Consider the following 14502-nt stretch of genomic DNA (forward strand, 5'->3'; position numbering starts at 1 on the left):
GGGTCGGGCCGGTCATGCCGGTCGTGACCCGTCGAGCGGGAGCAGCCGGACCGGCCCGAGACCGAGCAACGCGAGCGGGTCGAGGTACTCCTCGCCACGGCGCAGCCCCCAGTGCAGGCAGGCCGCCGCCGGACAGCCTGCGTGACCGGCCTGCAGGACGCCGAGCGGCGCCCCGCTGGGGACCGCGTCGCCGGCGGTGACCGTCGGCCCCACCGGCTCGTAGGTGGTCCGCAACCCGTCGGCATGCCCGACGGTGACCACCGGCCGCCCGGCCACCATCCCGGCGAACAGCACGGTGCCCGGACCGGCGGCGCGCACCGGCGCACCCACCGCGACAGCGAGGTCGACACCACGATGCCCCGGCAGCCACGGCTGCGGCGGCGGGTCGAAGCGGCGAACCGGCCGCGGTGGCCCGTCGACGGGCCAACCGAAGCCGCTTTCGACCGACATCGACCAACGGCTCGCCGCCGTCGCCCGGACCGATCCGCCACCCGGCGAGCTGTCGCGACCGGCGGACGGGGCCGCCGCGGCCGGCTGCGTGACCAGGAGTAGCACGACACCCGCCGGAACCGGCAGCCAGCGTCGCGCGGTGAGGCGGCACAACAGGCGGTGACGGCGCTGCTCCGAGGCGGCACGACCCAGCCGGGCGGCACGACCCGGCGAGGCGACACGACCCGGCGAGGCGGTACGGGGACCGACGGCGGTACGGGGCGGAGGAGGCGGTCGCAGTCGCATGGGTCGCAGCCTGCCCGATGCCGGCGAGCAGCGCTTCGACTCGTGCCTCCGCTGTGGACAACCGGACGTCCTGTGGACAGTGCCCGCTCGCTCGGCTGCTGTGCTAGGCGCCGTGCCCGCCTAGGCTGGCGCGGTGACTCGGGACTGGTACGCCTGGCACGACGACTACGACCGGCCCGGCTCGGCACTCGCCCGGCGACTGGCCGAGATACGACGGCAGCTCCACGACGCGCTGGACCAGGCCCCCGCCGGCCCGCTGCGCGCGATCAGTCTCTGCGCCGGTCAGGGCCGGGACCTGATCCCGGTGCTCGCTACCCATCCACGCCGGGACGACGTGACGGCCCGCCTGGTCGAGTTGGATCCCCGCAACGCCGAGATCGCCGCCGCCGCGGCGCGAGCCGCCGGCCTGACCGGGGTGCAGGTGGTGGTGGACGACGCCGCACGCGCCGACGCGTACGCGGACCTCGCTCCGGCCGACCTCGTGCTCGTGTGCGGCGTCTTCGGCAACATCTCCGACGCGGACATCCGCGCCACCGTCCGACACTGCGCGGCGCTCTGCGCCACCGGCGGGACGGTCTTCTGGACCCGGCACCGGCGCGCCCCCGACCTGGTGCCCACGATCTGCGACTGGTTCGTGGCGGAAGGATTCACGCCGGTCGCGGTGACCTCCCCGGCCGACCGGATCGGGGTGGGCGTGCACCGCTTCCTCGGTGCGCCCCGGCCGCTCCCCGCCGGCGAGCGGATGTTCGAGTTCGTCGAGCGCACCTGAACGAGGTCGCCCCGGGGCACGGCGCTGCGCGCGAGGTCGTCGACGGCGCGGCCGGCGCGAATGTGGGACGCGGTGGCCGGCGCGGTTGTGTCGTCCACCACGCTCCGCAGTGCTGCGGGTGTACTGCGGCGCGGCGACCCGTCCTAAGCTGGGGCGGGCACGGTGGAGCAGCCGCCGTGGGGACGGGGGTATCACCGTGACGGCCGTTGACGACCTGGATCTGCCGGATGCGACCGAGGTCAGCGGCCCTTCCCGGCTTTCCGAGCCCGGCACGGGGATCAGCGCCGAGGAGCTGCAGCTGGCGGCCCGCAACCACGGAATCCCGCTGGAGGCGTTGCGCTACGACGTCACTCCGGCCGGGCTGCACTACCTGCTGATCCATTACGACATCCCGGAGTTGGATCCCGCGACGCACGCGCTCACCGTCGACGGCGCGGTGGACCGGCCGCTGACAGTGACCCTGGCCGAGCTGCGCGAGCGTCCCCGGGTCACCCGCCGGGTCACTCTGGAGTGCGCCGGCAACGGCCGGGCGCTGCTCGAGCCCCGGCCGGTGAGCCAGCCCTGGTTGGTGGAGGCGGTCGGGAACGCGGAATGGACCGGCACGCCACTGGCTCCGCTGCTGCGCGAGGCGGGCGTCTCCGTGGACGCGGTCGACGTGGTGTTCACCGGCGCGGACCACGGCATCGAGCGCGGTGTCGAGCAGGATTTCCAGCGGGCGCTCCCGGTCACGGACGCGCTGCGTGAGGAGGTGCTGCTGGCGTACGAGATGAACGGCGCTCCGCTGCTGCCGCAGCACGGCGCCCCGCTGCGGCTGATCGTGCCCGGTTGGTACGGAATGGCACACGTCAAGTGGCTCCGTTCGATCAGCGTGGTGACCGAACCGTTTCAGGGCTACCAGAACGCGCAGGCGTACCGGCTGCGGCAGGACCCGGACGACCCGGGGGTGCCGGTGACCCGGATCGAGCCGCGCGCCCTGGTGCGCCCGCCCGGTTTCCCCGACTTCATGTCCCGCACCCGGGTGGTCCGACCGGGGCCGTGCACGGTGGACGGTCGGGCCTGGTCCGGTCACGCGCCGGTGGTGTCGGTCGAGGTGAGCACGGACGGCGGCGCGACCTGGGCACCGGCCACTCTGGACGAGTCGACCGACGGGGATTTCGCCTGGCGGCGTTGGCACTACGAGTGGTCGCCGCAGCCGGGCCGTTACGTCCTGAGCGCGCGGGCGACGGACGCGTCGGGGCGTACGCAGCCCGTGGACCAGCCGTGGAACCGGGGCGGTTTCGCCAACAACATGGTTCAGCGCGTCGAGGTGGCGGTGGTTCCGGAGTAACCGCTCCCGACCGTCGACGCGGCCGGCGGGCGGGTCCGGCCGTGGAGCGAGGAATCCGGCGAGGCCGGACGAGATGGTCGGTCCCGAGTATGAGGCGGCGGGTGGGGACTCCGACGCTGCGGTGCCCGGCGGCGACCGCCGGCAGGGGACCTGCGGGTCAGCCGCCGAAGCCCGAGTCGGCAGGAAGCGAGATGTCCGGCTTCTCGAGCTCCTCGACGTTCACATCCTTGAACGTCATGACCCGGACGTTCTTGACGAACCGGGCGGGGCGGTACATGTCCCACACCCAGGCGTCATGCATCTCGACCTCGAAGTAGACCTCGCCGTCGGAGTTGCGCACGTGCAGGTCGACCTGATTCGCCAGGTAGAAGCGGCGCTCGGTCTCCACGACGTAGGAGAACTGGCGGACAATGTCGCGGTACTCCCGGTAGAGCTGCAGCTCCATCTCGGTTTCGTACTTCTCGAGATCTTCCGCGCTCATCGCTCTCCGCCTTCCATGACCACATCTTCCCCCACCGGCGTCGACGGTCGAGGCCGCTCGCCCAACGCCACGCCGACGGTACTCCCTGCCGGGCAGGAGCGCTCCATCGGCTCGTCCGCCCCGTCGGCGAGCGCGGCCGGTCCATCGGTCGAAGGTGCTGCCGAATCGGCGCCCAGAAGCGCTCCCGGCGCCTCGCCGAGCGTCACCGCGGCGCCGCCCAGGAGCGGGCCCTCGCCGTCGCCGAAGAGGGTGTCGGGAGCTTCGCCGGTGGGCGCGCGACGGCCGGCAGCCACCGGGCGACGGGCCCGTGGGGGGCTCCCGTCCCGACCCGACACGCTCGCCACGTTCACGTACGAGAAGCGGTGCTCGCGGCACGGGCCGTGCTCGCGCAGCGCCGCGGTGTGCTCCGGCGTGATGTAACCCTTGTGCTCCGCGAAGCCGTACGCCGGGTACGTCCCGTCCAACTCCACCATGATCCGGTCCCGGGTGACCTTCGCGAGCACGCTGGCCGCTGCCACGCAGGCCGCCACCCGGTCACCCTTCCAGACCGCCAGGCCCGGCACGTCCAGCCCGTCCACCCCGAACCCGTCGGTCAGCACGTACTCCGGTCGGGTGGTGAGCGACGCGAGCGCGCGGCGCATCGCGGCGACGTTGCACACGTGCAGCCCCCGGGCATCGACCTCCTCGGCCGGGATGATCACCACGGCGTACGCGAGCGCCCGGGCGATCACCTCGCCGTAGACCCGCTCCCGGCTCGCCGGGGTCAGCAGCTTCGAGTCGGCCAGACCCTCGATCTCGCCACGCCGGCCCTCCGGAAGGATCGCCGCGGCGGCGACCAGCGGGCCGGCGCAGGCTCCCCGGCCGGCCTCGTCGGCCCCGGCCACGTGCTGGAAGCCACGCCGCTGCAGCGCCCGCTCCAGCGCGTACAGCCCGGCCTCCCGGCGCACTATCGTGCGTGGCGGGGTCAGCATGGCGCGCCGTCCACCGGTCCGCCTGTGGGGACCGCGCCCTCGGCGACCGCGCTCGCCGGCCCGTCCGGGGTCGCGAGCACGCGGGACAGGACGGCGACCAGGTCCACCGGGTAGTGCAGCTCGTCGCTCGCTGCCAGCTCGGCGACCGACCACCAGCGGTGCCCGGTGACGCTGGCCTGCTCGACGTCGTCGAAGCCCGCCGTGTCCACCTCCCACGACGGCACCCGGACCAGGAAGAACTGCTGTTCCTGGCGGTACCAGACCCCGCCGAAGGGGTACTCGATCTTGTCCTGCCAGACCGGCTCACCCAGCTCGGCAGGGGTCAGCCGAAGCCCGGTCTCCTCGGCCAGCTCGCGCGCCGCGCCGGCCGCCGGGGGCTCGCCCGGGTCGAGCCCGCCGCCCGGGGTGAACCAGTACCGGTGCTCGGGGCGGGCCGGATCGAAGCCGGCGAAGAGCAGCACCCGGTCGTCCGCGTTGACCAGAAGCACCCGGGCCGCACGTCGAGGGGTGTAGACGGTCACCGCCCCAGCCTGCCAGACCGGCCGCCCATCGCCCACGCCCGCCCGGGGGCTCAGGAGTTCGGGATCGAGTCGTACTGTTCCGGCACGCTCAACCACCTGGCCCGGTTGACGGGCCAGAAGATCGTGAAGGCCCGTCCGACGACCTCGTCCTCGTCGATGGTGGCCGCGGTGATGTCCTGACCGGACTGCTGCCAATGTTCGAGCGAGTCTCCCGAGGCCGAGCGGTGGTCGCCCATCACCCAGAGCCGCCCCTCGGGCACGGTGACGTCGAACTCCTGGTCCGCGGGCCTGTCCTGCTGCCCGTCCTTGGAGAAGATGTACGGCTCGACCAGCGGCTGACCGTTGATCACCAGGTGGTCCTCTGCGTCGCAGCAGACGACGTGGTCGCCGCCGACGCCGATGACCCGCTTGATGAAGTCCTCACCTTCCCGGCCGCTCCACTCGACCGGCGCCTTGAAGACCACGACCTCGCCGCGGTGCGGCGACCGGAAGTCGTACACCAGCTTGTTGACCAGCACCCGATCATCGATCTGGAGGGTGTTCTCCATGGACTGGGAGGGGATGAAGAAGGTCTGCAGCACGAAGAAGCGCACCAGCACCGCGACCAGGATGGCCACACCCAGCAGAATCGGCAGTTCCTTCCAGAAGGAGCTGCGCGGCTTGTCGGTCTGCTCGTCAATCACGCCAAGGAGCCTACGTCCCTCGGCTGAACGGCACCGACCGGAACGCGCGAGAACGGCCCAGCGCGACCGTGAGCGGCAGGATCAGCAGCACGCCGCCGTCCGGAGTCGGCCGTACGGGCGGCGGCCCGGACGGGGACGCGACGACCGGCCCCGAGACGTCGCCGAACGTCGCCGGGACGGAAAGGCTGCTCCACCGCGACGACGGCCAGACCACCAGGAAGGCCCGTCCGATGACGTTGTCGATCGGCACCGGCCCCTGGCAGCGGGCGTCCTGGGACACCAGTCGGTGGTCACCCATCACGAAGATCTGGCCCGGCGGGACCACCACCTCGTCGAAGCGCCGTGACCGGCACTCCTTGGGGTTGGGCGGGACGTCCAGCGGAGAATCCCGGATGACGTACGTCTCGTCCAACGGCGTGCCGTTGACCGTGACGCGGCCCTGCTCGTCGCAGCACCGCACCCGGTCCCCCGGCACGCCGATGACCCGTTTGATGAAGTCCTTCTCACCGGGGCGGCTCACCCCGACCAGGTCACCCACAGTGCGGCCGAGCTTGTCCACGAAGCCGATCTGCTGCTCCCCGTCGACCTGCGGCGCCCAGCGGTCGGTGCCCCGGAAGACCACCACCTCGCCGCGCACCGGGTCGCGCACGTCGTAGACGACCTTGTTGACCAACACCCGGTCGCCGACGAGCAGCGTGTCCTCCATGGAGCCGGAGGGAATGAAGAAGGCCTGGAGCAGGAAGGTGCGGATCAGCACCGCGAGGCAGAACGCGACGACGAGCAGTAGCGGCAGCTCCTGCCAGAGCGGCATCTGGCGGCGGGTACGGCGGACCCGGCGGCGCCACGGGTCGACGGTGCCGTCCTCGTCAATCGACTGCGCCACGCCACTCCCCAGTCCCCAGAAACGACACCACCGCCCGGGAGCCTCGGTGAGGCTCCACGGGCGGCAGTGAACAGCTCCCCGCGGCGTCGCGGGGCGATAGCCTCGCTGCGCCCGCGCCGCCCAGGGTAGTGCGATGGGTCGGGCGCGGCATAGGTGCAGCTCAGGCGTGGCGAGCGGGAAGTCAGCTCGGCTGCTTCTCCCGCTTCTCCTTGATCTTGGCCTTCTTGCCGCGCAGCTCGCGGAGGTAGTAGAGCTTGGCCCGGCGGACGTCACCGCGGGTCACGATCTCGATCCGGTCGATCGCCGGGCTGTTCAGCGGGTAGGTCCGCTCGACACCGACGCCGAAGCTGATCTTGCGGACCGAGAAGGTCTCGCGCAGTCCGTCACCCTGGCGGCGGATGACCACGCCCTGGAAGATCTGGACACGGGACCGGTTACCCTCGACGACCCGCGCGTGCACCTTAACGGTGTCACCGGCGCGGAAGTCGGGAAGGTCGACCCGCTTCGACTGGGCGTCAAGGGCGTCCAGGATGTTCATCGCTGCGTCCTCGTAAGGCTCACGGCGCACCGTCAGTCGGTGCGCGAATGGGTGATTCTGATCCCCGGATGGCGGTCATGGAGCCGACGCCGGTCGAGGATCCTCGCAGCCGTCCGCGGCGCGGCCGACTGCGGCAACCCCTCTACTTTGCCACATCCCCCGGGGGCAGCTGAAATCCGGCCCGATCCAACGCGGCGCGGTCCCGTTTGTCCAGGTTTTCCGGGTCGAGCGCGTCGAGCATGTCGGGGCGGCGCGTGGCGGTACGCAACAGCCCCTCCTCGCGGCGCCAGCGGGCGATCCGGCCGTGGTCGCCGGAGCGGAGCACCTCGGGCACGTCGTGCCCCCGCCAGCTCGGCGGCTTCGTGTAGACCGGCGCCTCCAGCAGCCCGTGGGCGTGCGACTCCTCGTCCAGCGAGCCCGCGTTGCCGAGCACCCCGGGCAGCAGCCGGGTCACCGCCTCCAGGATCACCAGCACCGCGACCTCACCGCCGAAGAGCACGTAGTCGCCGAGGGAGACCTCGGTGACCGGCATCCGCGTCGCGGCGTGGTCGAGCACCCGCTGGTCGATGCCCTCGTACCGCCCGCAGGCGAAGAGCAGGTGTTTCTCGGCGGCCAGCTCGTGCGCCATCGCCTGGGTGAAGGGTGCGCCCGCCGGCGAGGGCACCAGGAGCCGGGGCGGGGCCGCCCCCGGCGGCACGAGGGCATCCAGTGCCTCGCCCCACGGTTCCGGTCGCATCACCATGCCCGGTCCGCCGCCGTACGGCGTGTCGTCGACCGTGCGGTGCACGTCGTGGGTCCAGGTGCGCAGGTCGTGCACGGCCAGCCGCAGCGTGCCGTTGGCCCGGGCCCTGCCGATGAGCGACAGCTCCAGCGGCGAGAAGTACTCCGGGAAGATCGACACGATGTCGACGCGCATGACGGGGTGCTCCAGCGGGTCCAGGGCCTGCTTCACGGCCCTTACAGGTCGAGCAGGCCGCCGGGCGGGTCGACGACGACACGGCCCCCGGCGAGGTCGACCTGGGGGACGATCGCCTTGACGAACGGGATAAGGGCCGTCTTTCCCTCGGGACGACGCAGCACCAGCAGGTCGGAGGCGGGGGCGTGGTCGATCCGGGCCACCTCGCCCAGCCGTTCACCGGTCGGGGTGACCACACTCAACCCCACGAGCTGGTGGTCGTGGAACTCCTCCGGGTCCTCCGGCGGAGCGACCTCCGAGCTCTCCACCCCGACGAGGGTGCCGCGCAGCGCCTCGGCGACATCACGGTCGAGCACACCCTCGAAGGCGACCAGGAGCCGCCCCTGGTGCCAACGCACCGACTCGACGACCAGCTCGGCCGGAACCCGGTACGGCACGCCCGGTTCGGACCCGGCCGACGTACGGGGCGTCGCCCCAGGCTCGGTGCGCAGCACACGACCCTCGGACGGTACAGCCCGGGGCGTCGCCCCAGGCTCGGTGCGCAGCACCGCGCCTGGGGCGAACCGCACATCCGGTTCGTCGGTCCGCACCTCCACGGTGACCTCACCGCGGATCCCGTGCGGCTTACCGATCCTGCCGACGATGAGCAGCATCAGTACGAGTCGACGATGTCGACGCGTACGCCGCGCCCGCCGATGGAGCCGATGACCTGGCGCAGCGCCTTGGCCGTCCGGCCGGACCGCCCGATCACCGTGCCGAGGTCCTCAGGGTGCACGCGGACCTCGAGCCGCTTACCCCGACGAGAGTCGACCATCCGGACGCGCACGTCGTCCGGGTGGTCGACGATCCCCTTGACGAGGTGCTCCAACGCGGGACGCAGTGCCACGTCAGGCCTGCTCGCCGGAGTCCGCACCGGCCTGCTCCTCGGTCTGGGCCGGCGCCTCGGCGGCCTTGGCCGCCTTCTTCGCCGGCTTCGCCTCGGTCGTGCCCAGCCCGGCCGCGGCCTTCGCCTCGGCCTCGTAGGCCGCCGTCCGGTCAGCCTTCTCGGCGGCCACCTTCAGCGGCGGCGGCGCGGGGAGGCCCTTGAACTTCTGCCAGTCACCGGTCAGCTCCAGCAGCCGCTGAACCGCCTCGCTCGGCTGGGCGCCGACGGACAGCCAGTACTGGACCCGGTCCGACTTGACCTCGATCACCGAAGGGTCTTCCTTCGGCTGGTAGATCCCGACGAACTCGATCGCCCGGCCGTCACGCTTGGTGCGCGAGTCGGCGACGACGATGCGGTACTGCGGGTTGCGGATCTTGCCCATCCGCAGAAGCCGGATCTTTACGGCCACGGTTGTTTCGCTCCTGTTGCGATCTCACCGGCCCCGGTGGGGCGGTGTGCACGGGTGAGCGCCGACCGGCACAGTGGGGTTGGGCCGGAGACTACTCGGTGGACTGGCGACGCGCCCGGGTTAGAGGGCGCCGGAGCGCGCGCCGGATACCAGCGCCCCATTCTGCCAGATCCGATGCCGATCGCTCACACCGGAGGCGTCACGAACCCGCTCGCGCCGCCGGAAAGGGTGAGCCATACCACGGTCAGCGCACCGGAGGCCGGTCCCAGCCGGCCGGCAGCGTGTCCGGCGCGACCCACTCGGCCGGCGGGGTGAAGTCGCACCATGTGCCGTCGAACGGGAACTCCCCGGCCTCGGCGATGGCGATCACGCGTTTGCCCTCCGCCCGCACGGCCGCCTCGTCGGCCACCCAGTAGTCGTCCGGATAGGCGAGCCGCTCAACGAACTCGTCCTCGTCCTTCCACTGCCAGCTGCGGTCCGGGCGGACCACCACGTCCAGGTCCTGGTCGACCACGTCCACCCCGGCGACGGCGCCGTCGTCCCAGCGCACGCCCGGTTCCTCCAGGTTCACGTACCAGTGGGCGAACCGGCCGTGCGGGTCCGAGAACCACCAGACCGAGTGGGCGGCACCCGCGGGCAGGAACTTGAGCAGGCCCGGCCCGTTCCACCGGCCGCGCTCCAGCCGGTACGACGAGGTGATCCACTCGGCGAACGGCATCGCCCGCATGCCCCGCCCCGCCTCGGTGACCTCGTGGGCCACCGGCGAGTCCGGGGCGATCCAGACCAGCAGGCCCCGTTCGTCGTCGCTGACCACGCGCCCCGGTCGTACCCAGCCGATCCGGCCCCGTCGCACACTGCGATGCATGATCAGCCGTCCGGTCTCGAAACGCACGTCGCTCAACCCCCGGCATTGACAGGGGCCCCTCCCGCTGCCACAGGCGTCGGGAAGGGCCCTCGGTGAAACCTCAGTAGGAGCGGGCGAGGATGGCGACCAGGTCGGGTTCGTCCTGCGTGTCGGGAACCGAGCCGTCGGCCCGCAGCAGGCAGCGCACGGTGACGCCCTGACCGTTCGCCTCGGCCTCACCCTCGACACCCACCGCGGACCAGGGCACCCGGGCCCAGCCGGTACCGGCCGCCTCGATCGCCTCGGCGAGGGTGCTCACCTCGATGGTGTGCGACTCCCGGAAGGCCAGCGCCTGGTCGTGCAGCGCCTGCTGGTCGGCCGCGAGCGCGGCCAGCACCGCGCCGACCACGTCGGCCACCGGTGTCGGCGACTTCGAGCCGTCGGTACGGCGGACCACCACGGCGTTGCCGGCGGCCAGGTCGCGCGGGCCGACCTCGACGCGTACCGGGTAGCCACGCAGCTCGGCGTCCACGGCGCGGCGGCCGAACGGGGTGTCGGTGCGGTCGTCCAGCGCCACCCGCACGCCGGCGTCACGCAGCGCGTCGCGCAGCTTGGCCGCCGCCTCACCCACGCCCTCGCCGTCCTTGACCACCATGACGTACGCCTGCACCGGAGCCAGCTTCGGCGGCACCCGCAGTCCGTTGTCGTCGCCGTGGGCCATGATCAGGCCGCCGAGCATCCGGGTGGAGGTGCCCCAGGACGTCGTCCAGGCGTGCTCCCGGCCGCCCTCGGCGGAGGAGTAGCTGATGTCGAAGGCCTTGGCGAAGTTCTGCCCCAGCTCGTGGCTGGTGCCCATCTGGAGGGCCTTGCCGTCACCCATCATGCCTTCGCAGGTGTAGGTGGCGATGGCCCCGGCGAACCGCTCCCGGGTGGTCTTGAGCCCGACGACGACCGGGATGCCCAGCACGTTGACCATCAGGTCCTCGTACGCCTCGTGCAGGATCCGCCGGGCGTACGCGCGCGCGTCCTCCCGCGTCGCGTGCGCGGTGTGGCCCTCCTGCCAGAGGAACTCGCTGGTGCGCAGGAAGATCCGGGGGCGCAGCTCCCAGCGGACCACGTTGGCCCACTGGTTGAGCAGCAGCGGCAGGTCCCGGTACGAGTCGACCCACTTGGCCATGAACTCGCCGATCACCGTCTCGCTGGTGGGGCGCACCACGACCGGCTCGGCGAGCTGCTTCCCACCGCCGTGGGTGACCACCGCCAGCTCCGGCGAGAAGCCCTCGACGTGCTCGGCCTCGCGCTTGAGGTAGTTCTCCGGGATGAAGAGCGGGAAGTACGCGTTCTCCGCGCCGGCCGCCTTGATCCGGGCGTCCATCTCGGCCTGCATCCGCTCCCAGATGGCGTAGCCGGCCGGTCGGATCACCATGGTCCCCCGGACCGGGCCGTTGTCGGCCAGCTTCGCCTTGGCGATCAGGTCCTGGTACCAGCGGGGAAAGTCCTCCGCACGGGGAGTGAGCACGCGTGCCATGACCGCACATCCTATGCGCCACCGGCCGCGCCACCGCCCCCGGGAGCCCCACCACCCGTTCGCGTCGCCCACTCACGCGTTGATCATGAAGTTATTGCCCTGACACGCCGAGGTGGAGGGCAACAACTTCATGATCACCGGGGCACCCGGCGGGGATCAGCGGAGGATTTGGCCGCGGAGGATGATGCGGGAGGGGGTGCGGACCACGCGCAGGTCGGCGCGGGGGTCCTGCGGGTAGACGGTCAGGTCGGCGAGGCCACCCTCGACCAGGCCGGGGAAGCCCAGCCACTCCCGGGCCCGCCAGCTCGCGGCGGCGAGCACGTCGACGGGTGCCATGCCGGCCTGCTCGTGCAGCAACAGCATCTCCTCGGCGGCCAGCCCGTGGTCGATGCCGCCGCCCGCGTCGGTGCCCACGTAGATCGGCACGCCCGCCTCGTACGCCGAACGGACCACCTCCGGGAACCGGTCGCGCAGCGCGAGCATGTGGTCGGCGTAGCCGGGAAACTTGCCGCGCGCCTGGTCGGCGATCCCGCCGAAGGTCCTGATATTGATCATGGTGGGCACCAGCGCGGTCCCCTGCCGGGCCATCAGGTCGATCAGGTCGAGGCTGAGGCCGGTGCCGTGCTCGACCGAGTCCACCCCGGCCCGCACCATGATCTCCACGGCCGATTCGGAGAAGGTGTGCACGGCGGCGCGCGCGCCCGCGGCGTGGGCCGCCTCGACCGCGGCGGTCATCGTCTCCTCGTCCCAGGCCGGAGCGAGATCACCGACCCCCCGGTCGATCCAGTCGCCCACCAGCTTGACCCAGCCGTTGCCGGCGCCGGCCTGCTCGGCCACCGTGGCGGCCACCTCACCGGCGCCGACCTCCAAGCCGATGTCGCGCAGGTAGCGCTTGGGCGGGGCGACGTGCCGGCCGGCGCGGGCCAGTCGCGGCAGGTCCGGCTCGTCGTCGAGTTCCGGGTACGGGTACGGGGAGCCGGCGTCGCGGATGGCCAGCACCCCGGCGTCGCGGTCGACGCGGGCCAGTTCCCGGGCCTGGTCGAGCGAGGTGATCGGGGCCCCGCCCCGGGCGATGCCGATGTGGCAGTGCGCGTCGGTCAGCCCGGGCAGCACGAAGCCCCCGTCGGCGACCGTCTCGGCACCGGGCACCGGCTCGAAGGTCACCCGGTCACCGACCAGCCAGAGATCGCGGACCTCGTCGTCGGGGAGCAGCACACCGCGCAGATGCAGAGCCATGTGCACAGTCCTACCTGATCCGCGCGCGGTACGCCGCACCGCACCCGCCTCGCCGCTGTGCGCGGCCCGGTTCGAGTTCTCGGCGCCCTTCAGTCGGCCCGCCCGTCACCGACAGGCGCTCAGCCGCGCTTGTCCCCCTTGCCGAGCTTGTTGAAGTCGATCTTCGGCAGCTTGAAGCCGGGCGGCAGGCCCTGGTTCGCGAGGTCGTTCGGGTCCATCCCGGCCGGCAACTGCGGCATGCCGCCCGGGAGGCCACCGGGCAGCCCCGCCCCGGCACGGGGACGTCCGCCGCCCTTCGTGCCCTTGCGCTTGTTCTTCGGGGACTTGGTCGCCTTGCGGCGGCCGCCGGGCAGGCCCATCATGCCGCCCATCTGCTTCATCATCTTCTGCGCGTCGGCGAAGCGGTTGAGCAGCTGGTTAACGTCCATCACCGTGACCCCGGAGCCGTTGGCGATACGCGCCCGGCGAGAGCCGTTGATGATCTTCGGGTTGGTGCGCTCGGACGGGGTCATCGACCGGATGATCGCGGTGACCCGGTCGAAGTGCTTGTCGTCCAGCTCGGCGAGCTGGTCCTTCATCTGCCCCATGCCGGGCATCATGGCCAGCACGTTGGCGATCGGGCCCATCCGGCGGACCGCGATGAGCTGGTCGAGGAAGTCCTCCAGGGTGAACTGCTCGCCGCCCATCAGCTTGGCGGTCATCTTCTCCTTCTGATCGGCGTCGAAGGCCTGTTCGGCCTGCTCGATCAGAGTGAGGACGTCGCCCATGCCGAGGATCCGGCTGGCCATCCGGTCCGGGTAGAAGATGTCGAAGTCTTCGAGCTTCTCACCGGTGGAGGCGAAGAGGATCGGCTGCCCGGTGACCTCGCGGACGGAGAGGGCCGCACCACCGCGGGCGTCACCGTCGAGCTTCGACAGGACGACGCCGGTGATGCCCACACCGTCGCGGAACGCCTCGGCGGTACGCACCGCGTCCTGACCGACCATCGCGTCGATGACGAAGATGACCTCGTCGGGGTCGACCGCGTCACGGATGTCGGCGGCCTGCTGCATCATCTCGGCGTCGATACCGAGCCGGCCGGCGGTGTCGACGATGACGATGTCCCGGGCCGCCCGCCGGGCGTGCTCGATCGAGTCCCGGGCCACCTGGACCGGGTTGCCGACGCCGTTGCCGGGCTCCGGGGCGTACACCTCGACGCCGGCGCGGCCACCGAGCACCTGGAGCTGCCCGACCGCGTTGGGACGCTGGAGGTCGGCGGCCACGAGCAGCGGCTGGTGCCCCTGGGCCTTGAGCCAGCGGGCCAGCTTGCCGGCGAGGGTGGTCTTACCGGAACCCTGGAGGCCGGCCAGCATGATCACGGTCGGCGGCTGCTTGGCGAACTGGAGCCGTCGCCCCTCGCCGCCGAGGACGTTGATCAGCTCCTCGTTGACGATCTTGACGATCTGCTGGGCCGGGTTGAGGGCCTGCGAGACCTCCGCGCCGCGGGCCCGCTCCTTGACGTTGGCGATGAAGCCCTTGACGACCGGCAGCGCGACGTCCGCCTCCAGCAGCGCGAGACGGATCTCGCGGGCGGTGGCGTCGATGTCGGCGTCGGTGAGCCGACCCTTGCCGCGGAGCTTGGTGAAGATCCCGGAGAGGCGGTCACTCAAGGTGTCAAACACGCGAACATCCCGTTTGTCAGTGTTCCGGCGGGCACATGGCGGCCGACACGCACAAGGACGGCCACCGCAAGGGTA

At 71.9% G+C, this 14502-nt stretch carries 17 protein-coding genes; 2 read left to right on the forward strand and 15 right to left on the reverse strand.

What is annotated here, in order from left to right; genetic code table 11:
* Positions 1–12: 12 nt before the first annotated feature.
* On the reverse strand, positions 13–735 hold the full coding sequence (locus tag AB0F98_RS03180; RefSeq protein WP_357727817.1) for a M23 family metallopeptidase: 723 nt from the start codon (positions 733–735) through the stop codon (positions 13–15).
* 133 nt (positions 736–868) lie between these two features.
* On the opposite strand from AB0F98_RS03180, the gene AB0F98_RS03185 reads away from it, so the two are divergent.
* Together AB0F98_RS03185 and AB0F98_RS03190 are read left to right on the forward strand one after the other, a co-directional pair.
* Positions 869–1504, forward strand: a complete 636-nt coding sequence (locus AB0F98_RS03185) for a methyltransferase (protein WP_357727820.1) — start codon at positions 869–871, stop codon at positions 1502–1504.
* Positions 1505–1700: 196 nt separating this feature from the next.
* A complete protein-coding gene (locus tag AB0F98_RS03190) occupies positions 1701–2831 on the forward strand; it encodes a sulfite oxidase (protein ID WP_357727823.1) in 1131 nt (376 codons plus the stop codon).
* Positions 2832–2988: 157 nt separating this feature from the next.
* Here AB0F98_RS03190 and AB0F98_RS03195 read toward each other — a convergent pair whose 3' ends face one another.
* The 14 genes from AB0F98_RS03195 to ffh form a co-directional block, all read right to left on the reverse strand.
* Positions 2989–3312 carry a DUF2469 domain-containing protein gene (locus AB0F98_RS03195; RefSeq protein WP_007075222.1) on the reverse strand — a complete coding sequence of 108 codons (324 nt, stop codon included), beginning with the start codon at positions 3310–3312 and terminating at the stop codon, positions 2989–2991.
* Complete coding sequence (locus tag AB0F98_RS03200; RefSeq protein WP_357727826.1) at positions 3309–4283, reverse strand: ribonuclease HII; 975 nt, start codon at positions 4281–4283, stop codon at positions 3309–3311. Before AB0F98_RS03200 ends, AB0F98_RS03195 begins: the two co-directional genes overlap by 4 nt.
* Positions 4277–4804 carry an NUDIX domain-containing protein gene (locus tag AB0F98_RS03205; protein ID WP_357727829.1) on the reverse strand — a complete coding sequence of 176 codons (528 nt, stop codon included), beginning with the start codon at positions 4802–4804 and terminating at the stop codon, positions 4277–4279. The genes AB0F98_RS03200 and AB0F98_RS03205 overlap by 7 nt, the downstream gene beginning before the upstream one ends.
* Positions 4805–4854: 50 nt before the next feature.
* Complete coding sequence (gene lepB, locus AB0F98_RS03210; protein ID WP_357727831.1) at positions 4855–5487, reverse strand: signal peptidase I; 633 nt, start codon at positions 5485–5487, stop codon at positions 4855–4857.
* Between the two features lie 10 nt (positions 5488–5497).
* Positions 5498–6370 carry a signal peptidase I gene (gene lepB / locus AB0F98_RS03215; RefSeq protein ID WP_357727834.1) on the reverse strand — a complete coding sequence of 291 codons (873 nt, stop codon included), beginning with the start codon at positions 6368–6370 and terminating at the stop codon, positions 5498–5500.
* Positions 6371–6551: 181 nt separating this feature from the next.
* Entirely contained in the window at positions 6552–6908 is a 357-nt protein-coding gene (rplS, locus tag AB0F98_RS03220; protein WP_076470520.1) for a 50S ribosomal protein L19, read from the reverse strand.
* A gap of 142 nt (positions 6909–7050) precedes the next feature.
* Positions 7051–7824, reverse strand: a complete 774-nt coding sequence (trmD, locus tag AB0F98_RS03225; RefSeq protein ID WP_357729049.1) for a tRNA (guanosine(37)-N1)-methyltransferase TrmD — start codon at positions 7822–7824, stop codon at positions 7051–7053.
* A gap of 41 nt (positions 7825–7865) precedes the next feature.
* Positions 7866–8474, reverse strand: a complete 609-nt coding sequence (gene rimM / locus AB0F98_RS03230) for a ribosome maturation factor RimM (protein WP_357729052.1) — start codon at positions 8472–8474, stop codon at positions 7866–7868.
* 2 nt (positions 8475–8476) lie between these two features.
* The gene (locus tag AB0F98_RS03235; RefSeq protein WP_199853371.1) at positions 8477–8737 is read right to left on the reverse strand and encodes an RNA-binding protein; all 261 of its coding nucleotides are present in this window, start codon (positions 8735–8737) and stop codon (positions 8477–8479) included.
* Entirely contained in the window at positions 8712–9158 is a 447-nt protein-coding gene (gene rpsP, locus AB0F98_RS03240; RefSeq protein WP_076470517.1) for a 30S ribosomal protein S16, read from the reverse strand. The genes AB0F98_RS03235 and rpsP overlap by 26 nt, the downstream gene beginning before the upstream one ends.
* A 244-nt stretch (positions 9159–9402) precedes the next feature.
* On the reverse strand, positions 9403–10050 hold the full coding sequence (locus AB0F98_RS03245; RefSeq protein WP_357727839.1) for a DUF402 domain-containing protein: 648 nt from the start codon (positions 10048–10050) through the stop codon (positions 9403–9405).
* A gap of 73 nt (positions 10051–10123) precedes the next feature.
* On the reverse strand, positions 10124–11530 hold the full coding sequence (gene proS / locus AB0F98_RS03250; protein ID WP_357727842.1) for a proline--tRNA ligase: 1407 nt from the start codon (positions 11528–11530) through the stop codon (positions 10124–10126).
* A 156-nt stretch (positions 11531–11686) separates the two neighbouring features.
* Positions 11687–12766 (reverse strand): amidohydrolase family protein, encoded by a 1080-nt coding sequence (locus AB0F98_RS03255; RefSeq protein ID WP_357727845.1) that lies wholly within the window; start codon positions 12764–12766, stop codon positions 11687–11689.
* Between the two features lie 119 nt (positions 12767–12885).
* The gene (gene ffh / locus AB0F98_RS03260) at positions 12886–14427 is read right to left on the reverse strand and encodes a signal recognition particle protein (protein ID WP_357727848.1); all 1542 of its coding nucleotides are present in this window, start codon (positions 14425–14427) and stop codon (positions 12886–12888) included.
* Positions 14428–14502 lie beyond the last annotated feature (75 nt).

The sequence above is a fragment of the Micromonospora sp. NPDC023737 genome (assembly GCF_040639715.1).
GTDB lineage: Bacteria > Actinomycetota > Actinomycetes > Mycobacteriales > Micromonosporaceae > Micromonospora.